Here is a 19,735-nt window from a genome sequence, read left to right as displayed (position 1 = left end):
TTGGGATAGCAGAGGTTAGCAGTTAACCTGGCTGTGGCAAACCAAAGTCGTGAAGCGCCGGTCAAGCTGCTAGGCTGAGACCTGTCTGAGCTTTTAAATACTCTGGAAACAGGAGGTTATATGTGGTCTGAGTCGGATTTGCAGCATCTGCGTCGGGCAATTGAGTTGGCTGAGGAGGCTTTGAAGTCGGGTGATGAGCCCTTCGGCTCGGTACTGGTCAGTGCAGAGGGAAAGGTGCTGGCCGAGGACCGCAACCGCATTGTGGCCACCGGCGATAATACACGTCACCCCGAGTTTGAACTGGCGCGGTGGGCTGCTGAAAACCTCACACCCGAACAGCGTCGGGAGGCCACGGTGTATACCTCGGGTGAGCACTGTCCCATGTGCGCAGCGGCCCACGCTTGGGTTGGTCTGGGTCGCATTGTTTACGCCAGTTCATCACGCCAGTTGTCGCGCTGGTTGAGGGAGATGGGGCTGTCTCAGCCGCCGGTCAGCACGCTGTCGATACGCGAAATAGCGCCTGGAGTACCAGTCGAGGGGCCGGTGCCCGAACTGGTTGATCAGGTGCATGCCCTGCATCGGCGCAGACACCAGACCAACCAATAAAAGCACTACCGGGGCGGTGGTTACTGGCCGCCCTGATACATCCGCTGGTGCATCTGCCACATTTGTTGGCGCTGCTCTTCAGTCAGCACTTTTTGCATCTCTTCCTGCATTTCAAGACGCTGTTTCAGCATCTCATGTTGCTGTTTTTGCATGTCACGGTGGGCGTCCAAAATTTGTTCGCTGTCGGGTTTGCCATCCTGCCAGAGCTTATGCATGGATTGCTGCCGACCCCACATTTGCTGCATGTGCTCTTGCTGCTGTTGCCAGAGCTTTTCTCGTATCTGTTGCATTTTCTGTTGCTGCTCACTGCTCAACTGCAGCCCGGGGCCGCTGCCATATTGCATGCCGCCCATCATGGGGCAGGGCATCATCCCCATGTTGCCCATCATATGGCCGCCATGCATCATTCCCATACCCATTCCGCTTCCCATCATGGGACCGGCCATTCCATAGCCACCGTACCCCATCATGTAGCCGGGCATTCCGTATCCCATCATCGGTCCGTAACCTTGCATCATGCCGGGCCCCATCCCCTGGCCAGGCATATTGTTTGGGCCTGAGTGCATCATGTGGTTTTGGGCACTGAGGGGGGCGGAGAGCAATGCAGCGGTCATCGCCGCAATTACATAGCGTGGAAGTTTGGACACGTTCATGTCGAGTCTCCATATTTGAGTGTTCGACGTTGGTAACCTGATTGAAGCGTGGCACAGGTCGGTGGTATCGCAAGGCTGGAGTGCTGTGCCAGATCAATGTCGGGGCTTTTGACATGCGTCGTATAGCGGGCATGATTAACAAGGAAGCAGTTGAGAGGCCGGTATCATGTTAGTGACCATTGCCCGCTATACCTACCCCTACGAAGCCCAGATCGCACGTGCTTTGCTGGACAGCGAAGGTATCGATGCGTTTATTGCAGACGAGCAGACCATCAACATGCAGTGGCTGTACTCCGATGCCCTCGGTGGTGTCCGCCTGCAGGTGGCGCAAGAGGATGTAATGCGGGCGCAGCGTATTTTGCAGGATGATCGAGAAACGCCGCTGGTTGAGCTGGAAGGAGAAGATCGGCCGGCATGTCCAGTGTGTGGCAGCCGGGATACGGAATATTATCAGATTGGCCGACGCTGGGCGTTCTTGATGTTTCTTGCTATCGATTTCCCGCTGTTTCGGGTGCAGGACGGCATTCGTTGCCACAGTTGTGGTGCTATCAGCAAGCAGCATTCTGACGCAGCCCGGCACTGAAGTTCGCGTCGTTTTGTGGCATAATTCATTACCTGAAACAAACATCCCCTAAGCTATCCAGATTGCCCCGCCTTCGCTTCCGGCTTTACTGTTTGGGCTTTCATCTCTTTTCCAGACAAGCGAGATCACTCCATTGCTGACCACAGCCAATATCACCATGCAGTTTGGTGCCAAGCCACTGTTTGAGAACATTTCCGTCAAATTCGGTGACGGCAACCGTTACGGCCTTATCGGTGCCAACGGCTGCGGCAAGTCCACCTTCATGAAGATCCTCGGTGGTGACCTGGAGCCATCGTTCGGTACCGTATCCAAGGACCCGAACGAGCGACTGGGCAAGCTGCGTCAGGACCAGTTTGCCTACGAGGAATACACGGTGGTGGATACCGTGATCATGGGGCACGAAGAGCTTTGGGCCGTGAAGTCCGAACGTGATGCCATCTATGCCAAGGCAGAAATGACCGAAGAAGACGGTATTCGCGCCGGTGAGCTGGAAGCGGAGTTTGCCGAGATGGACGGTTACACCGCCGAATCCCGTGCCGGTGAGCTGCTGCTGGGTCTGGAAATCCCGGTGGAACAGCATTTCGGTTTGATGAGTGAAGTGGCGCCGGGCTGGAAACTGCGTGTGCTGCTGGCACAGGCACTGTTCTCCGATCCGGATATCCTGCTGCTGGACGAGCCGACCAACAACCTGGATATCAACACCATCCGTTGGCTGGAAGGCGTACTCAACCAGCGTAACTGCACCATGATCATCATCTCGCATGACCGTCACTTCCTGAACAGTGTCTGCACTCACATGGCGGATATCGACTACGGTACGCTGAAGGTCTATCCGGGCACCTACGATGATTACATGCTGGCATCGACCCAGGCACGTGAGCGCATGCAGGCCGACAACGCCAAGAAGAAGGCCCAGATCGCCGATCTCAAGGCGTTTGTGAGCCGCTTCTCGGCCAACGCGTCCAAGTCCCGTCAGGCCACGTCGCGTCTGAAGCAGATCGATAAAATCCAGTTGGATGAGATCAAACCCTCCAGCCGACAGAACCCGTTCATCCGCTTTGAGCAGGCGAAAAAGCTGCACCGTATTGCGCTGGAAGTGGACGGGCTGGCCAAGTCATTTGACGAGGAGCTGTTTTCCGGTCTGAACCTGCAGGTCAATGTGGGTGAGCGCATCGCCATCATCGGCCCCAACGGTATCGGTAAATCCACCCTGCTGAAATGCCTGGTAGGGGGTCTGGAACCCAATGCTGGTGAGGTGAAGTGGTCTGAAAACAGCGAAATCGGCTACTACGCCCAGGACCATGCCCACGAGTTTGAGGAAGACAAGAACCTCTACGACTGGATGAGCCAGTGGGGCAAGGAGGGTGATGATGAGCAGGTGATCCGCGGTACGTTGGGTCGCATGCTGTTCTCCCAGAAGGAGATCGATAAATCAGTGAAAGTGATCTCCGGTGGTGAGCAGGGCCGCATGCTGTTTGGCAAGATGATTCTGCAGAAGCCGAATATCATGCTGCTGGACGAGCCCACCAACCACCTGGATATGGAATCGATTGAGTCGCTCAACATGGCGCTGGAAAACTATCCGGGCACACTGCTGTTTGTCAGCCATGACCGTGAGTTCGTCTCCTCGCTGGCGACCCGCATTATTGAACTGACACCCACCGGTATCGTCGACTTCCACGGCAACTACGAAGACTACCTGCGCTCGCAGGACGCCTGATTGCGGCCTGAATTGATTGGCGATTGAAGCTTAGCCCGATGTGTCCAAGGCACGTCGGGCTTTTTGCTTTCAATCTGTAGCCAAATGCTGACTTGCCAAGGTCGCAGCGGCATTGCAGACTTACGTCCTTGTAACCCATGGAACCGGGTATCCCTCCCATAAGGAACAGGATAGGTGTCTCATCCTCTTGCGCCTGATAGCTGGCTTGTTGAGCCAGCAACGGCACCCGTACTCCCCTGGTTATCGCTATACCCCAATACTCTGGTTTTGAATGACGGATCTTTTTCTGGGCGCGCTGTTGACCCGGAAGCGGATTCTTCCAACAACCCGCTGCTCCCACGACAAGGAATCATGCAAGCATGGACGAAAAACCGACAGTTAAATTCCCCTCGTTTAACAAGGTCAAGGTGGCGGTCGGCGCCGTCCTGGCCCTGATTATCGGCTATGTACTCTCGCAATCCTTTTTCTATGCCGAACCCGGTTATATTTATCACGTGCGTACGGTGACCGGTAACGAAGCTGTGGTGACCGAGATCGGTTACAAGTTCTATCCCTTCAGTCGTTACAATTCCTGGAAGCGCGCAATGACGGTCCAGGCGGTCTCAGGCTCCAGCCAGGATGCCATTACCTCGGAAAAGGATGCCAACAACGCGTCCGCCAGCCTGCCGCCCCTGAGCATCATGTTCCTGGATCAGGTGGATGCTCATGCCCAGGCTACCGTCCGTTTCTCCATTCCCTCGGATGAGGAATCCTTCCTGAAACTGGCCCATGAATACCGCTCGCCGGAGAACCTGCTGAGGACTGCGTTGTTGCCGGTGTTCAAGGAAACCCTGCAGGCCAATGCCTCGTTGATGACGGCGGAAGAGTACTACGCCGGCGGGCGTACCGAGTTCAACTCTGAATTTGAAAACCAGATGCGCAGTGGTATCTATCTGGTGAAACGTGAAGAGGTCAACGTCAAGTCCGGCCGCTCCGCGATTGGTTCTGCCAATATTGCGCTGGGCACCGACCAGGAAGAATATGGCGAAGACGACAAGACCATCTTTGTGGTGCAGAAGGTGCTGGATGCCACTGGCCAGCCGCGTCGTAAACAGCAGCGTTTCACGGATTACGGCATTACCGTGGTATCGGCCCTGGTAACGGATATCAAACCGAACCAGAAATTCATTGAGCGCATGCAGCTGAAGCAGAAGGCTTCCGCCGACCGTGCCATTGCCCGCGAACAGCGTGTCCAGGAAGAAGAGCAACGCCTGCTGGCCATCGCCCGTGGTGAGCGTGAAGTCGCTGAACGTCAGGCCAAGGCAAAGGTGGATCAGATCCAGAAAACCACTGAGGCGCAAACCGAGAAACAGTTGGCAATCACCCGTGCCGAAAAGCTGAAAGCAGAAGCGGAAATTCAGCGTGAAACCGCCGAAATCAATCTGGAAAAAGCCCGTATTGAAGCCGAGACCCAGCGTACTCTGGCGGATGCGGAAGCTTACCAGAAGCAGGTGATTCTGGAGGCGGATAATGCGCTGGCTCAGAAGCTGGAAGCCGAGATCAAGATTCAGCAGCTGTGGGCCGAGGCTTATGCCAAGCGCAAGGTGCCGACCAATGTGTTTGGCAGTGGCAGCGGGAGTGGCGCGCCGGTGGGCAACGACTATGAAACCAAGGCATTCATGCAGATGCTGACGCTGGATGCGGCCAAGCGACTCAGCTATGACCGCGATATGGTCAAGGAATAAACCGGCATCCCCAACCGTATCGACTTTTTGCAGGCCCGGAAAAATCCGGGCCTGTTTCTCTACATATCTCGCCCTGTTCGCTGGCGTGTCAGTTGGGCCAGCCGGTTTGGCGTGCGATAATATCGGTTTTTAAGCCGAGCCAGCCACGTGACCACTTTCGCTGATCTCAACCTTTGCCCGGAACTCATGCATACGCTGGAAGAGCTGGGGTATAAGACACCGACGCCGATTCAGGCGCAGGCGATTCCAAAAGTGCTGGAAGGCCGGGACCTGATTGCCGAAGCCCAAACCGGCACTGGCAAAACCGCCGCGTTTACCCTGCCGATGATCCAGCGCCTGAGCCGCACGCCGGTTGAGGGTGAGTATCATCATATTCGTGGACTGGTGCTGGTCCCCACCCGAGAACTGGCCGTGCAGGTCGGCGATAATGGCCTGGCCTATGGCCAGCTGCTGGGCATGCGGGTGATCTCCATTTTCGGCGGCGTACGTTTTGATAACCAGATCCGCAAGATGAAGCGAGGCGCCGATATTCTGGTGGCCACACCGGGGCGTCTGCTGGACATGCTCAAGCAGAAAAAGCTGTCGCTTGCACAGTTGGAAATGCTGGTGCTGGATGAAGCGGACCGCATGCTCGATCTGGGCTTTATCAACGATATCCGTCAGTTGCTCGGTTACATGCCTGAGCAGAAGCAGACCCTGCTGTTTTCCGCGACGCTCAATGGCTCGGTGGAAGCCCTGGCTGAAGCCCTGTTGCAACAGCCTGAGCGGATTCAGGTGGCTCGCCGGAATACCGCCAGCCAGCAGGTCAAACAGAGCGCTTATGCGGTCACCAATGCTGATAAAACCGATGTGCTTCTGTATTTGATTCGTGGCGGCAACTGGCAGCAGACGCTGGTGTTTACACGAACCAAGCGGCGCGCCGACCAGGTGGCCGAAGAGTTGCAGCAGGAAGGTATCAGTGCGGTGGCCATCCATGGCGACCGGCATCAGCGTGATCGTCTGGCCGCACTGGAGGCTTTTACCCAGGGTGAAGCTTCCGTGATGGTGGCAACCGATGTGGCGGCACGAGGGCTGGATATCGAAGCGCTGCCACAGGTGGTGAATTATGACCTCCCCAATCAGCCCGAAGCCTATGTGCACCGCATTGGACGCACCGGCCGTGCGGGGCTGAAGGGCTGGGCCGTGTCACTGGTGGCCCCGGAGGAGCGCCGCTTCCTGAAAGGCATTTCGGATCTGATCGGCAAGTCGCTGCAGGTACAGCCCGTACCGACGCTGGAGAACGGGCAGCTGGTTGAAAGCGGTGCTCAGGCTGTGACCGGCAAACGCAAGGGGACCAAACCCTCTGCCAGGAAAACCAGCAAGCCGACCACCAACGCGGTTGATACTTCCGCTGACAAGCCGGCCAAGCCCAAACGTTCAGCGGGTCGTCGTTCTCTTTTTGGTGGTTAACCAGGCTGCCGCTTATTGGGTATCCAATATGCGACCAAGGAAGGAGCCTGTTTAGTTGAATCCAGCGGGCTACCGCTGCAAGATGTAGGAAAAAGTCTTGGTATACTGCCCATGACGGTTTCTGCTTACTTCAGCAGGAAATGGATTGTCCGCTGTTTCATTCTCGCACTTGCCTACTTTGTGGCCGGCATCATTGGTCTGTCGGTACCCTTTATCGATAGCCATATCACGTTGATCTGGGCTCCCACCGGTATAGCGGTTGCCGCTCTGTTACGCTGGGGTATGTCGCTTTGGCCCGCATTGGGGGCTGGGGCGTTTGTTGTAAACCTGTGGATCGGCAGCTCTCCCGGGCTGGCACTGGGCATTGCCGTTGGCAATACGCTGGGGCCTTTGCTGGCAGTCAGCCTGTTGCAGCGTTTCCATTTTAATATCGACCTCAAGCGGCGCCGAGACCTGCTATTGTTCCTGAGTTGTGCAGTCTTTGGCGGCATGGCGCTGACTGCATCCAACGGTGTGTTTCAGCTTTGGTTCGCAGGCGTTATTCCTGACCCGGAGGTCGCGGCAGCCTGGGCCGTCTGGTGGTTGGGTGATGCCATGGGCGTTCTGGTCTGCGGTGTGCCCCTGCTGACATTCGACTGGGCCAGGTTGAAACGCTCGCTGCAGCCGCAGCGCCTGCTGGAGTTGGGACTGGCATTTTCCCTGCTGATCATCTCCGGTGTTCTGATCTTCAACGGGCCGGTAAATAACGCGGCTCTGTACCATCCAGTGTTGTATCTGCCCTTTCTGCTGCTGGCCTGGTTGGCCATACGAGGGGGGATTGCCGTTGCGTCTACAGCTGCTCTGCTGCTCTCGATTCAGGCCGTGTGGGCGACCTCTCAGGGCATAGGCCCCTTCCAGTCCAATGATGTGCATTTCAGCCTGGCCATGTTGTGGGGCTATATGGTGTCGGCAACCGTCATCCCCATGCTGATCACCATTTTGATTGGCGAGCTGGTGGAAAGCCGGCGGGCACTGCAGCAGAGTGAAGCGCGTTACCGTCAGCTGCTGAGTAATTCGCCTTCCGGCATCCTGAATTATGACGCCGACCTGATTGTCACTTTCTTTAACACCCGGTTTGCAGAAATCATGCATGCCCCTGAGGGGTACCTGCAGGGGTTGGACTGTCATACGCTGAGGGATTCCCGTGTTATCCCCACCATGGAAAAGGCCTTAAAAGGTGAAACATCCAGCTATGAAGGCCCTTACAGCACGTCTTACAGTGGTGTGGCTATCTGGATCTCGCTCAAGTGTGCCCCGGTGTTTGATGCCAAGGGCCGTATCACGGGCGGAATAGCGCTGGTCGAAGATATCACGGCACGCAAGCAGGTCGAGCAGGCCCTGTTCAAGTTCAAGTTCTTCAGTGATAACGCCAGTGATATGCACATGCTGGTGGATGACCAGACCTGTATTCGTTATGCCAACCGTCTGGCCTGTGAAACCCTGGGATATACCCAATCCGAGCTTCAGGGAATGAGCATTCCGGATATCGATCCGCACTTTTCCCGGGTGCAGGTTCAGGAAGTTGTTGAGCGCAGTAAAGCCGGGCCGATTTCCTCCTTTGAAACCGAGCACAGCCGACGTGACGGCTCTCTGATACCGGTCGAGATCACGGCCAGGGCGCATGAGTTTAACGGCGAATGGCTCTGCTTTACCTCGGCCAGGGATATCAGTGATCGCAAGGCACTTGAGGCCCGTGCCCGACGCCAGCGGGATGGCCTGGCGGCACTGAACGAAGTAGCGGCCCTGACCCACCTGTCCTTACAGGAGCAGCTCCGTGAAGCCCTGGTGATCGGCAGTCGTTACTACGGCCTTGAATTTGCCATTGTCAGTCGGGTAGAAGGTGATAACTACACGGTTTTGGCACAGGTAGCGCCGCCGGATAGCCTCTCGGATGGACAGACGTTTCCTCTGGCAGATACATACTGCGATATTACGCTCAAATCCGGCGATGTCTTCGTAACCGAAAATATGGGGCACTCCAGCCACAGTGACCACCCCAGTTATGAAAACTTCGGCCTGGAAACCTATTTGGGCGCGCCGGTACATGTGGGTAAGGAGCTGTATGGTACGGTCAACTTCTCCAGTCCTGCTCAGTATGAGCGTGTATTTGATGAAGGGGATCGCGAGTTCATGCGCCTGCTGGCACGCTGGATCGGCTCTGTCATTACCCTTAATCAGAACCGTGAAGCACTGGCTGCGCGCGAGGCCTGGTTACAGACGATCATCGAAACCGAACCGGAGTGTGTGAAAGTTGTTTCCCCTGAAGGCAAACTGCTACAGATGAACCAGGCAGGGCTCAGCATTCTGGAAGCGGAAAGCGTGGAGCAGATCAACCAGATTGGCCTGATGGCATTTGTTGATGAGCCCTTCAGAGAGGCTTTTGAGGAGCTCAGTACCCGTGCGTTACAACAGGGTGACTCGGGTTCTCTGGAGTTTACCATTACGGGGCATCATGGCCGTGTACGCTGGCTGGACACACATGTAGCACCCTTGCGGGATAACACCGGACAGATCGTTTCGGTGTTGTCGGTAACACGTGATATTACCCAGCTGAAGGAACAGCAACAGAAACTGGAGCTGTTGGCGCATTATGACAGCTTGACCGGCCTGCCCAACCGAACTCTGCTGGCTGAGCGCATGCAGCGTGAACAGGCGCTGTCACATCGAAACGGCTCCGGCTTTGCCATTTGCTACATGGACCTGGATGGCTTCAAGCCTATCAATGACGAACTGGGCCATGATGCCGGTGACAGTATCCTGAAAGTAATCGCTCAGCGTTTACAGTGGGTATTGCGCGAGGTGGATACTGTCTCCCGTTTGGGCGGTGATGAGTTCGTGCTGATTCTAAGCGATACCCGCTCGGCCAGTGCCTGCGTGCCGGTACTCGATCGGGTGCTGGCGGCCATTGCCGAGCCGATTACCGTCAGCGGCCAAAACCGTCAGGTTTCGGCCAGTATCGGTTTGGCGCTTTATCCCGATGACGGGGACGACCCTGAAACACTTCTCCGGCATGCGGATCAGGCCATGTATCAGGCCAAGGGGCAGGGTAAAAACCGCTACTGCGTTCATGGTGTCGGCACGCCTGAGCCCTCCCTTGACGACTCTGAGCGTGTACACTAGGCGCTTTTGCAACGCGCTCATTAGAGTAGAGTGGGCTCATCAGAGCCAAGTACAAAAGGGAGATCAGGGCGATGACGCCAGCGATCAATACGGCGCGCAAGGCCAGGGTTCAGCATCAGGTACACGAATATCAGCATGATGCATCCAGCGAATCTTACGGCACGGAAGCGGCTGAAAAACTGGGGCTTTCCCCGGCAGAGGTGTTCAAAACACTGGTGGTCAGCCTGGATGGTAAAACCCTGGCAGTCGGTATCGTGCCGGTCAGTGGTAAGTTGAATCTCAAACAGATTGCCAAGGCTGCTGGCGCGAAAAAAGCGGCCATGGCCGATCCCGCAGATGTGGAGCGCTCCACAGGATACGTCATGGGAGGCGTCAGCCCCCTGGGGCAGAAAAAGCGCCTGGCGACATTTATCGATGCCAGTGCTCAGAAACTCGACAGCATGCATGTCAGCGCCGGGCGGCGGGGGCTGGAAATTGAGCTGGCACCAGACGATTTGGCACGCCTGACATCGGCCCGCTTCGCGCCGATCGCCGGTTAAAGACTGCCACCGCTCACGCCGTCAGATATCATTCACAGGCTGACGTTCGGCTTCGCTTGGCATACACTCAAGCCTCTACAACCACATCGGAGCTTGCAGAATGGAGATGCTTCCCGATCAGGACACCCTGAGAAGCCTGGTACAGCACGCGGTACTGGCACCTTCCAGCCATAATACCCAGCCCTGGTTGTTCCACATTGAAGACCGCGCGGTGCAGCTGCATGCAGATCCGTCCCGTGCACTCCAGGTGAACGACCCAGAGGGGCGAGAGCTGCTGATGAGCTGTGGTTGTTCCCTGTTTAACCTCAGGGTTGCCGCAACGCATGCGGGGTGGAGCTATAACATCCAAATGTTTCCTGATCCTGAACGGCCTGATTATCTGGCACGTTTTGAGCTGGATGAAGATGAGTTGTCCTGCGACCTGAGCCCGCTGTTTGATGCACTTCTACTGCGGCGAACCTACCGCAATCGTTTCCAGAAGCGCCAACCCACGGAAGACGTTCTGAACCGACTGGGCGAAGTCGCGAAACTGGAAGGGGCCTGCCTGACTCAGGTGGATGAAAAGCGCCGGGATGCGGTCATTGACCTCGTGCGTGAGGGGGATAACCGCCAGTGGCAAAACGAAGACTGGCGCAGGGAACTGGCTGAGTGGCTGCATGGCAGTCGCAAAGGGGATGGCCTTGCCGTGCCGGGGCTGGTGGCTCCGCTGGTGCGAGGTGTTGTCCGTCGTTTCGATATGGGAAAAAGTGTGGCCTCCCAGGATGACCTCCTGGCTTCGGAATCGCCGCTTCTATTACTGCTCTCTACCCGTGAAGACCGTCGCGATGCCTGGGTCAGAGCCGGGCAGGCCCTGCAGCGGCTTCTGCTGGAAGCGCAACGTGAAGGCTTGCAGGCGTCCTACCTTAATCAGCCGATTCAGGTACAGGCACTGAGGCCGCAGCTGCAGGCGCTCTTTGATAGCCAGGGGCATCCGCAGATGCTGATGCGCATGGGCTACCCGGAAGAAACGCTGACAGCTTCGCCGCGACGTCCGGTGGAAGATGTGATCCGCGCATGAAAAAGCCCGTCAAGTGACGGGCTTCTGAGATCAGTGACCGGTATTCAGGCGTGTCACTGATTGTGTGTTGGCGTCCACCTGCTCCGGCGCCAGCCAAGTCTGCTTGTAGTCAAAGTCTTCATACAGTTTCAACTGGTCATCATAGTGCGGCGAAGGCGTGCCATCTGGCGCGATAAACCCGCTTTGGCCTGGCGCTACCACCTCATGGGTCTGCACCTGCTGACCGTTAAACACCACCAGATTGTTTTCGGTGCCACGGTTCATGGCGATATGCGTTTGTTTCTCCTCGTCTTTACCTGCCTGAGGCATGCCCAGGAAGTTGTTGGTGAAGAAGCGCATGGGCACGACCGGCAGTTTCCAGTTGGCCGGGTCATCACCATGCTTCTGTTTAACCTTCTTCAGGGCGTTGTCCAGACTGGACAGGAGCAGTTCATTGGCCGAGCGGCCATTGAGGAAATCGTAGCTCTGTTCAACGCCCGCATCCTTGCCTCGCAAGGCCTGCAAAAGAGCCTTGGTGCCCGGCTGGATATTCACGCTGGAACGCAGCGGTGACTCTGGAGAGGGGTACCCGGCGGAGGCATACCAGTTGAAGAAATTGCCCGGAATATCGTCTTTGAAGGTCAGGGCCAGCATCTCGGGCAACCAGGCCTGAAACAGCGCGGTGGCCGCTTCGTCGTAGAAACCGTCCCGATCCTTGTCATGACTGGTCATGGCCCAGTCCAACAGCAACTGCACGGCCTTGCGGCGTTCGTCTTCTGTATTCAGACCACGGGTGGCCTGATCCAGGTAGGGGATGAAATAGCCCGCATTAACGTCGGCGTAGGATACATCTTCCATCATCTGCTTCACGTCTTCAGCCGTGAATCGATCTTTTGAATCCATGATGGCACGCATGGTGTCCACGCGATCCGCTTCGCTCCAGGAGTACCAGAACATGTCCGGGGCGATGAAATCGTCAGCCGGCTTGTTATTCCAGTTGGCGATATAACCGGAGCTGGGGTTATACACCTGAGGGTTGCGCTCGAACGGCTTGATGCCCAGCCATTCCTGATCGCCCTCGCCGGAAGCTGGCAGGCGGTTATCATGGCCCGGCTTGCGCTCAGGGTACTTACCGGTGAAGGCATAACCGATATTGCCCTGTTGGTCGGCGTAGTAGAAATTGATGTTGAAGGCGCTGCGAGCCGCCTGTTTCAACCAGTCGGCGTGATTGCTCGCCTGCCCCTGGCGGGTCCAGGCCATTAGCGTTTCAATTTCACGACCCTGCCAGGCACGTTTCTTGGCGTAGGCAAGGTTCTGGGCATCGTCCCGGCTGATCAACAGACCGTGTACGGTTTTATATACCTTCAGCTCGACTGGATCGGCACCTTTTACCTGAATGGTTTCGGTGCGCACTTCCATTGGGCGGTATCGACCCTCAAACAGGTACTCATTCGGGTTTTCCGGGTTCAGCGTTTCGCGGTAGATATCCACCACATCACCCGCGCCCCAGGTACTGCCCCAGGCGATATCGGCGTTGTTGCCGAACAGAATGCCGGGGTAGGCGAAGGGGGTGTTACCCACCAGATCAAACCCGGCACCGTGCAGGCCGATGGAATAGGTGTAGGCCGGGTTGTACCAGCCAAACTGGGGACCATTCAGCAGGATACTGTTGGCGCCTTTGGCCTTGTCTTTGCCGACCACAATCATATTGGAGGTCTGGGGGTAACCGGCCACACCGGTGAGGCCGAAGTCACGGAATTGCTGAGCATTGTAGTGCTGAGCTTCTGCCAATGCGAGGTTCAGCACGCCGCCATCCTGACCAATTGCCAGGCGCGCAATATCGGCCTCTGTCTTATCTGAAATGGATGGGCGCTGGGCCAGTTCCACATGGCGTTTGTCAAAGGTGCCTGACCAGTCGCCCTTGGGCACAGTTGTGGGTGCGCTGGGGTCGTTCAGGGGATTGAGCTGGTTGAAGATGGCCCAACCATCGGTTTCGCCATGTTCCTTGATCAGTGCATCCAGCAGTTGCTGGTTTTCGATCTCGGTGTTGTAGTCACCAAAGCGGTTGCCCATGGAGCCGACAAAAATCATTGCCACATCGAAGGCTGTCCAGGCTTCGGGGACGAAGTCATTATCGTGGAACTGCTTGGCCAGCAGGCTATCCTGTTTAGACAGAACCTGCTCGATCCAGGCGTTCATACCGGCGGCATAGCCATCCAGAATGGCGCGATCATCGGTACTCAACGCATCGATCTGGCGCTGGATGGAAGTCGGGTCGTAGTTGCGGCGAATTTTCTTGTCGTACTCGACATAGTCCGTCCCCAATACTTCCGCCATACGCCCCTGGGTTGAGCGTTTGGCGATTTCCATCTGATACAGGCGGTCTTGCGCCACGGCATAGCCATAGCCGTAGAAAAGATCGTGTGTTGTTTCAGCATAGACATGAGGTACGCCCCAGGTATCACGTTTGATGGTGATTTCGCCGGCATCGGCAAACAGGGGCAGGGCCGCCAGAATGGCGGTCGACAGCGCGGTGCGTGTCATTTTATTTGGCATGGTTTCACCTCTGTCACGAGGCGAATCAAAGCTTGTCTGAGATACAGCATCATTGCGCCTCGCGGGTTTCTTGTTGTTATATGCGTGTCACTCTGAGTAACGATCTCACCTTAGCAATCCGTATTTTGATAATTAATGACGGATATTTTCTCTATTTTTGTATCAGGTGAAACAATGCTTAACCTGCGCGATTTCGAAGCCTTTGTTGCCCTGGCCCGGCAACTGCATTTTCAGGACACTGCAGACCGGATGAATATATCGGCTGCCACACTGAGCCGTATTATTAGCAGGGTAGAGGAAAAGGTGGGAACGCGCCTGTTTGACCGGACGACCCGCTCGGTCAGTCTGACGGTGGCTGGTCAGGCGTTTCTGGTCGAGGCCGAGCAACTGCTGAAACAACAAAAGCGGGCCATGCAGGTAGGCCAGGAAATTGGCCAGGGTATCACCGGGCATCTCAAGCTGGGATATGGTGGTGCTGCCATGGAAACCTTTCTGCCCAGCATGTTGAGTCGGTTTCGTGCCCGCTTCCCGCGCGTTCGCATTGACCTGAACCTGTTACCGATCAGCGTACAAGAGGAAGCGTTATTGGCACGGGAGCTGGATATCGGTTTCTTCAGCGGCAGCACCCGTAACAGTGAGCTGAGAATGGAGCTGTGCCATCGTGAACCCTTGCTGTTGATTATGGCCGAAGAGCATCCGCTCAGTGCCAGGACCAGTATTCGGCTGGCGGATTTGGCACCTTACGGCTTTGTGTTTGGCAAGCGGGAAAAGTGGGTCAATGTGTATGACCGCTTTCTGGACGCCTGTGGCCAGCATAACCTGGATATTCGTGTTGAATATGAAGCCGATGATGTGGCCAGTGTCATGGGGGTTGTGGCTGCCAGCGACTTGTTAAGCCTTTTCCCGGAGGGAAACCCGTTGATGCGGCGCCGGGGCATCGTTTGGCGGGCGCTGGATGATTTCAGCGATGAGAGTCAGATCAATGGCATTTGGCGCCGCGATAACGATAACCCTGTGCTGAGGCACTGGTGGGCCTTGATGCATGAATGAGAGGGCAAGACGAAAGGCTTGCCTTTGGGTACTCCGGCGCAACTAAAGGCTGGCTGTTAAGCCTTGTGCGCATCTTCCAGGTTTTCCAGCCATTGCATCAACAGTTGTTCCAGCTGGTCGGACTGCACGGCTTTTTCAATCAAGACGGCCTCCTGCTGCAGCAAATGTTCGGTCACTTCCTCGATCAGTGCTTTTCCCTTGGCCGTGAGAGCAACCAGCCGGCTGCGCGCGTCTTCAGGGTTGGCCGGACGCTCAATCAGGCCTTTATCCTCCAGACGCACCAGAATCTTGGTCATACCGCCCGAACTCACCAGCAGTTTTCGATACAGCTCTGTGGGTGTGATCCGGTAAGGCTCGGGGCTGTTGCGCAGGGCACAGAGGGTCTCAAACTCGGCACCTTGCAGTGAGTACTGTTTGAATAAGCCATCGGCCAGGGTGCTCAGGTGTTCGTGCAACCGGTAGATTGCGGGGGCAATGGAGCTGACACCCTCGGTAGACTCCGGCCAGTGTTGTTTGGAGCTATCGAACAGTTCGGTGAAGCTGATACGTTCACGGGGCATGCTTGACTCCCTCTTGTCTTTATCTTCCCAGGAAGATAATATCACGCCAAAGTATCTTTCTGGGAAGATAGCTGTATGTCTTGGGTATATTTGATCATGGCCGGCCTGTTTGAAGTCGGCTTTGCAGTGGCGTTGAAGCAGTCCGAAGGCCTCAGTAAGTTGTGGCCATCGTTGATGTTTGTATTCCTTGGCGGTTGCAGCTTTTTTCTGCTGACGCGGGCCATGGCGAGCATTCCACTGGGCACTGCCTATGCCATCTGGACCGGAATCGGTGCGGTGGGCACGGTGCTGGTGGGCATCCTCTGGTTCGGTGATCCCGCCGGTGGGCTGCGCTTGCTGTTTCTGGCATTACTGCTCTGCTCGCTGGTCGGGCTGAAGCTGGTGTCTTGACGGTTATGGGACCGGCCCTTGCCATGCAAAGGGCCAGTCGGGTTTGTGGTTTGTATGCCTGTCAGACTTTGAAACGTTGCATCAGTTCACTGAGTTGCGCCGCGAGGTCAGCCTGACGGGTAGAGTGATTGGCCACATCGGAGGAGACCCGGTTAACCTCGGTGGCTGCGCCATGAATGGCTTCAATATTAACGTTAATGCTTTCGGATACCTGGTGCTGCTCTTCGGCGGCACTTGCGATCTGGGTTGCCATGTCGGTGATCTGATCCACTGACAGTTTGATACTTTCAAACGCTTCATGCGCCTGAGCTGAAAGGTCTACAGCCTTTGACGACTGTGTCTGGCTGGCTTCCATGGTAGTGACCACCTGTGTCGTGCGCTGGTTCAGGCGGTCAACCAGTGAACCGATCTCTTCTGTCGAAACCTGTGTCCGTTGTGCCAATGATCGTACTTCATCAGCCACCACGGCAAAGCCCCGCCCGGATTCACCTGCGCGCGCGGCTTCGATGGCGGCATTCAATGCCAGCAGGTTGGTCTGCTCGGCGATCCCGCGAATCACTTCAAGAATGTTGTTTATCTGGGCTGTTTCCTGCTCCAGTTCGTGAATGTGGGTGACCGAACGGGCAACCTGGTCTCCCAGTTCACGCACGCCCTGTTCGGTCTCGGATATGACGCGTTTACCTTGTTCGCTGGCTTCCTGACCCGCCTCCGCTGCATCTGCCGTACGTGCGCAACTGCTGGCGACTTCGTTCGCCGTTGCCGACATCTCGTTTACGGCAGCGACCATGGTTTCAACTTCCCTAACCTGATTTTCACTGGCGCGATCGACCTCACGAACACTGTTCTGCGCCAGGGAGGATACCTGAGCAATTTCCTCCGCACTGCGGTTTACCTGGCTGACCAGCGCTTGCAGGGAGTCAAGGAAGTGGTTGAACCAGGTAGCCAGTTCACCGGCTTCATCGCGGCTGACAACCGGCAGTCGTCGGGTCAGGTCGCCTTCACCCTGGGCGATCTCTTTCAGGCCATTGCTCACCAGCAGAATGGGTTTGACCAGCATGCCTGACAGCCAGAAGGCGAGAGCACAGACAAGAACCAACACCAGACAGGTAATGCCCAGCGTCGTCCACATCAGCGCTTGCGCCGGTGCCAGGATTTCATGGCGGGGCATCAGTGCGATCATCTTCCAGCCAAGTGATTGGGAGGTGAGAATCCGGGCACTGTAATCAACGCCATCTATGCTGACGCGCAGCAAACCAGAGTCAGTCTGTTGGAACTGCCGGTAGGCCTCCCCCTGAAGTTCCCGGATGTTTTTGAAGTTGTGGTCAGGCTGGGCAGCATCTACCAGTACGGTACCCGTGTCCTCAATCAGTATCAGGTAGCCCTCTTCTCCTAGCTTTACTTCCTGTGCCATATCGGTAAGCGAGGACAGGGAAACATCTGCTGACATCACGCCCACGATCTGTCCGTTCTCATTCTCGACTGTCCGTGCCACTGAAACCAGGGTGACATCATCGCCGGCCCAGTAATAGGCGTTTTGCACATCGACCTTGCCGGGCGTTGACATAGCTCCCTTGTACCAGGGACGTGTACGAGGGTCATAGCCGGCCGAAATCTTGCCTTCAGGCCACTGGACGATGCCACCCTGTGCCGTACCGATGTACACATAATTGAATCCGGGGTGTGTTTCACCGAAGAGTGCCAGCTTGTTGTAAATGTCGGTTTCCAGGCCGCCTGCCTGTGATGGCCGCATCATCATCTCCGGCCCATCCTTGTAGCTGGTGATACGTTCATCAACCTGGCCAAGGAGCGGGGAGAGTGCGAGGTTACTGATATCTTTCCTGATATCCTCGAAAAAACTGGTGAAAAAGTCATCAACAGCGCCGAGTTTCTGTTCACTCAGCTCGACAAAACGTTCTTCAGCAGCGTTTCGCTCCTGAATAATACTGTAGGCGGATAGCAGTACGCTGGGTACCAGAGTTGTAACCACGAAAGCGAGCATCAGTTTTCGTTTTATTTTCATTGCAGGTGCGCTCAGCAGGTTTGGATAGAGCCGTCCTTGTAAAAGCTTCCGATGTCGGAAATGTCCAGATTCTGCTTATAAGATAGTCAATGTTGCGGTTCGTCAACAAAAATAGTGCATCCAGTATTAAAAGCTTTGTGCGGTTGTACATAGGCCCCTTGGAGTGGGAATCACGCCTCTATTGCAGGGTAAGGGAGGGCTGTCAGGTGGAAACGGGGGATGAAGAACCAAGCAGCACAGGCGGGTTGGGCATGAACGTTTTCCTGCTGTCATCTTTCTTGGTCCTCCGATTGGCAAATGGCCTCGGAACATCGAGATGTCAGCGTGTTTCAAGCACCATCGGAAGCCGGGTGTAAACCCAGGCACTTTGCCCGTCGGCCAGTGTCATTTCAGTGCGTTCATAACGAATGCCCAGCCGTTCATAACGATCCAGATCGATCAGGTTTTCCCCTGTCACGACCATAAGCTGGCCTGGTGTATGTGCGCCGGCCTGTGGCACCAGGTTCAGGCCGTCCCGATAGTAGCCCTTCAATTGGGCTGGCCGGGTATCAATCTGCTCACCGGTAACCAGCCACCGGACCCAGCCTTGTGTGAGTGTGCCATACACAAATACTCGATACTCTTCAGTGGGGATAACTGCAGGCAGTCCGGCGGGCATTTTGTAACCCCAGGGGCTCAGCAGGTTATACCAAAGCCAGGCAAGGAAGAGGCAGAGGGCCAGTACAGGCAGCAGAAGCAGTGTTCGGATTCGTCTGTTCATATGGCTTGGGTACGCGGCTCTTTGGAAACTCGTTCAGACCCATGATGGACCAGAGGAGTGTGTGTTTGAAGGGGCTATTCGCGCGCGGAGCGCGCTCCCACAATTGGGAGGGAGTCTGGAGCAGGGTGTGAGAGGCTGGTTCCTGGCCGAATATCAGCGGTAGCATGAGTATTCGGAGAGTGTGCATTTCGCGCGCGGAGCGTGCTCCCACAAGGCATTCAACTCAGGGTGGTTGATATGTGTGGGAGGCCAGTCCCCTGGCCGAATATCAGCGGTAGCATGAGGATTCCGAGAGTTTGAATTTCGCGCGCGGAGCGTGCTCCCACAAGTCATTCAATTCAGGGTGGTTGATATGTGTGGGAGGCCAGTCCTCTGGCCGAATGGCGGCGTTGCAAGGACTGGCTCAGGAGCAGGGTATCAGGTCAATTTGGGTCTGAAGGCGGCTTTGGCTTCTTCGCCGGTTGCCTTGGACAAGTTTTTGGCCAGGTCGCCGGCCAGTGCCTTGGATACGCGGTCATCCATGGCGTTGCGCAGCAAGCCCAGGAAGTGGGGCGGAGCAGCCATATAAAACTGGCGAATCCGGTTGTCATTCAAAGCGTGCCGAACCTGGTCGATCACCTCCTTGGCAAAGCGTTGATCCTCTGCTTCCCGGGGCGAGGCTTTTTCCTCCATGCCATGGCTGCCGGAGCCTCCGTTGGCTTGAGCACCCGGACTGTCGCTGACCAGGTCGCCGTTGTGCATGCGTGCCTCGGGATGAACAAGGGTGTGAATTTCCTCGGCTGGGTCTTTGGGGCCGTCGTGTTGAAAGATGCGTGCCTTGGCGGCATCAGCAACCAGGATCCATGTTGGCATAAACTTTCCCCCTTTTTATTCAGTTAGGTCCCACAGGTTCGACCTGCGATCTCTAAGTATCGTTCAAAATTCGGCAGA

At 56.1% G+C, this 19,735-nt stretch carries 16 protein-coding genes; 10 read left to right on the top strand and 6 right to left on the bottom strand.

The window, feature by feature from the left end:
* The first annotated feature begins 120 nt into the window (after window positions 1–120).
* Window positions 121–606, top strand: a complete 486-nt coding sequence (locus BW956_RS13890; RefSeq protein WP_010322577.1) for a nucleoside deaminase — start codon at window positions 121–123, stop codon at window positions 604–606.
* A 20-nt stretch (window positions 607–626) separates the two neighbouring features.
* Here BW956_RS13890 and BW956_RS22465 read toward each other — a convergent pair whose 3' ends face one another.
* Window positions 627–1,259 (bottom strand): Spy/CpxP family protein refolding chaperone, encoded by a 633-nt coding sequence (locus BW956_RS22465; protein ID WP_076463277.1) that lies wholly within the window; start codon window positions 1,257–1,259, stop codon window positions 627–629.
* Window positions 1,260–1,425: 166 nt separating this feature from the next.
* On the opposite strand from BW956_RS22465, the gene BW956_RS13880 reads away from it, so the two are divergent.
* The 7 genes from BW956_RS13880 to BW956_RS13850 all read left to right on the top strand — a co-directional run bounded on the left by BW956_RS13880 (window position 1,426) and on the right by BW956_RS13850 (window position 11,490).
* Window positions 1,426–1,842, top strand: a complete 417-nt coding sequence (locus BW956_RS13880) for a putative signal transducing protein (protein ID WP_076463276.1) — start codon at window positions 1,426–1,428, stop codon at window positions 1,840–1,842.
* A gap of 133 nt (window positions 1,843–1,975) precedes the next feature.
* The gene (locus BW956_RS13875) at window positions 1,976–3,562 is read left to right on the top strand and encodes an ABC-F family ATPase (protein WP_076463274.1); all 1,587 of its coding nucleotides are present in this window, start codon (window positions 1,976–1,978) and stop codon (window positions 3,560–3,562) included.
* Between the two features lie 359 nt (window positions 3,563–3,921).
* Window positions 3,922–5,286, top strand: a complete 1,365-nt coding sequence (locus tag BW956_RS13870) for an SPFH domain-containing protein (protein WP_083703079.1) — start codon at window positions 3,922–3,924, stop codon at window positions 5,284–5,286.
* Between the two features lie 147 nt (window positions 5,287–5,433).
* Window positions 5,434–6,735 (top strand): DEAD/DEAH box helicase, encoded by a 1,302-nt coding sequence (locus tag BW956_RS13865; protein ID WP_338066347.1) that lies wholly within the window; start codon window positions 5,434–5,436, stop codon window positions 6,733–6,735.
* Between the two features lie 111 nt (window positions 6,736–6,846).
* Window positions 6,847–9,894 carry a sensor domain-containing diguanylate cyclase gene (locus tag BW956_RS13860; protein WP_076463270.1) on the top strand — a complete coding sequence of 1,016 codons (3,048 nt, stop codon included), beginning with the start codon at window positions 6,847–6,849 and terminating at the stop codon, window positions 9,892–9,894.
* A gap of 71 nt (window positions 9,895–9,965) precedes the next feature.
* Window positions 9,966–10,433, top strand: a complete 468-nt coding sequence (gene ybaK, locus BW956_RS13855) for a Cys-tRNA(Pro) deacylase (RefSeq protein WP_010322570.1) — start codon at window positions 9,966–9,968, stop codon at window positions 10,431–10,433.
* Window positions 10,434–10,533: 100 nt separating this feature from the next.
* The gene (locus tag BW956_RS13850; RefSeq protein WP_076463268.1) at window positions 10,534–11,490 is read left to right on the top strand and encodes an Acg family FMN-binding oxidoreductase; all 957 of its coding nucleotides are present in this window, start codon (window positions 10,534–10,536) and stop codon (window positions 11,488–11,490) included.
* Window positions 11,491–11,520: 30 nt separating this feature from the next.
* Here BW956_RS13850 and BW956_RS13845 read toward each other — a convergent pair whose 3' ends face one another.
* The gene (locus tag BW956_RS13845) at window positions 11,521–14,025 is read right to left on the bottom strand and encodes a penicillin acylase family protein (RefSeq protein ID WP_244894374.1); all 2,505 of its coding nucleotides are present in this window, start codon (window positions 14,023–14,025) and stop codon (window positions 11,521–11,523) included.
* Between the two features lie 174 nt (window positions 14,026–14,199).
* Between BW956_RS13845 and BW956_RS13840 the strand changes: the two genes are divergently transcribed.
* Window positions 14,200–15,075, top strand: a complete 876-nt coding sequence (locus BW956_RS13840) for a LysR family transcriptional regulator (RefSeq protein ID WP_076463266.1) — start codon at window positions 14,200–14,202, stop codon at window positions 15,073–15,075.
* 56 nt (window positions 15,076–15,131) lie between these two features.
* Here the strand turns inward: BW956_RS13840 and BW956_RS13835 are convergent, their stop codons facing one another.
* Complete coding sequence (locus BW956_RS13835; RefSeq protein ID WP_010322566.1) at window positions 15,132–15,635, bottom strand: MarR family winged helix-turn-helix transcriptional regulator; 504 nt, start codon at window positions 15,633–15,635, stop codon at window positions 15,132–15,134.
* Window positions 15,636–15,710: 75 nt separating this feature from the next.
* On the opposite strand from BW956_RS13835, the gene BW956_RS13830 reads away from it, so the two are divergent.
* Entirely contained in the window at window positions 15,711–16,025 is a 315-nt protein-coding gene (locus tag BW956_RS13830; RefSeq protein ID WP_076463264.1) for a DMT family transporter, read from the top strand.
* Window positions 16,026–16,086: 61 nt separating this feature from the next.
* On the opposite strand, the gene BW956_RS13825 is transcribed toward BW956_RS13830, so the two are convergent.
* The 3 genes from BW956_RS13825 to BW956_RS13815 form a co-directional block, all read right to left on the bottom strand.
* Window positions 16,087–18,045, bottom strand: coding sequence for a methyl-accepting chemotaxis protein (locus BW956_RS13825; RefSeq protein ID WP_076463263.1), 1,959 nt, complete (start codon window positions 18,043–18,045; stop codon window positions 16,087–16,089).
* A 319-nt stretch (window positions 18,046–18,364) separates the two neighbouring features.
* On the bottom strand, window positions 18,365–18,703 hold the full coding sequence (locus BW956_RS13820; RefSeq protein WP_244894373.1) for a gamma-glutamylcyclotransferase family protein: 339 nt from the start codon (window positions 18,701–18,703) through the stop codon (window positions 18,365–18,367).
* Window positions 18,704–19,222: 519 nt separating this feature from the next.
* On the bottom strand, window positions 19,223–19,657 hold the full coding sequence (locus BW956_RS13815) for a host attachment protein (protein ID WP_010322562.1): 435 nt from the start codon (window positions 19,655–19,657) through the stop codon (window positions 19,223–19,225).
* Window positions 19,658–19,735 lie beyond the last annotated feature (78 nt).

It is taken from the genome of Marinobacterium stanieri (assembly GCF_900155945.1).
In the GTDB taxonomy this organism is placed as follows: domain Bacteria; phylum Pseudomonadota; class Gammaproteobacteria; order Pseudomonadales; family Balneatricaceae; genus Marinobacterium; species Marinobacterium stanieri.
This window is presented reverse-complemented; position numbering and strand designations above follow the sequence as displayed.

What these genes read in the sequence shown, in the direction of transcription:
- BW956_RS13890 (WP_010322577.1), top strand. Translation starts at nt 121, where the DNA reads ATGTGGTCTGAGTCGGATTTGCAGCATCTGCGTCGGGCAATTGAGTTG.
- BW956_RS22465 (WP_076463277.1), bottom strand. Translation starts at nt 1,259, where the DNA reads ATGAACGTGTCCAAACTTCCACGCTATGTAATTGCGGCGATGACCGCT.
- BW956_RS13880 (WP_076463276.1), top strand. Translation starts at nt 1,426, where the DNA reads ATGTTAGTGACCATTGCCCGCTATACCTACCCCTACGAAGCCCAGATC.
- BW956_RS13870 (WP_083703079.1), top strand. Translation starts at nt 3,922, where the DNA reads ATGGACGAAAAACCGACAGTTAAATTCCCCTCGTTTAACAAGGTCAAG.
- BW956_RS13860 (WP_076463270.1), top strand. Translation starts at nt 6,847, where the DNA reads ATGACGGTTTCTGCTTACTTCAGCAGGAAATGGATTGTCCGCTGTTTC.
- ybaK (WP_010322570.1), top strand. Translation starts at nt 9,966, where the DNA reads ATGACGCCAGCGATCAATACGGCGCGCAAGGCCAGGGTTCAGCATCAG.
- BW956_RS13850 (WP_076463268.1), top strand. Translation starts at nt 10,534, where the DNA reads ATGGAGATGCTTCCCGATCAGGACACCCTGAGAAGCCTGGTACAGCAC.
- BW956_RS13845 (WP_244894374.1), bottom strand. Translation starts at nt 14,025, where the DNA reads ATGCCAAATAAAATGACACGCACCGCGCTGTCGACCGCCATTCTGGCG.
- BW956_RS13840 (WP_076463266.1), top strand. Translation starts at nt 14,200, where the DNA reads ATGCTTAACCTGCGCGATTTCGAAGCCTTTGTTGCCCTGGCCCGGCAA.
- BW956_RS13835 (WP_010322566.1), bottom strand. Translation starts at nt 15,635, where the DNA reads ATGCCCCGTGAACGTATCAGCTTCACCGAACTGTTCGATAGCTCCAAA.
- BW956_RS13830 (WP_076463264.1), top strand. Translation starts at nt 15,711, where the DNA reads ATGTCTTGGGTATATTTGATCATGGCCGGCCTGTTTGAAGTCGGCTTT.
- BW956_RS13825 (WP_076463263.1), bottom strand. Translation starts at nt 18,045, where the DNA reads ATGAAAATAAAACGAAAACTGATGCTCGCTTTCGTGGTTACAACTCTG.
- BW956_RS13820 (WP_244894373.1), bottom strand. Translation starts at nt 18,703, where the DNA reads ATGCCCGCCGGACTGCCTGCAGTTATCCCCACTGAAGAGTATCGAGTA.
- BW956_RS13815 (WP_010322562.1), bottom strand. Translation starts at nt 19,657, where the DNA reads ATGCCAACATGGATCCTGGTTGCTGATGCCGCCAAGGCACGCATCTTT.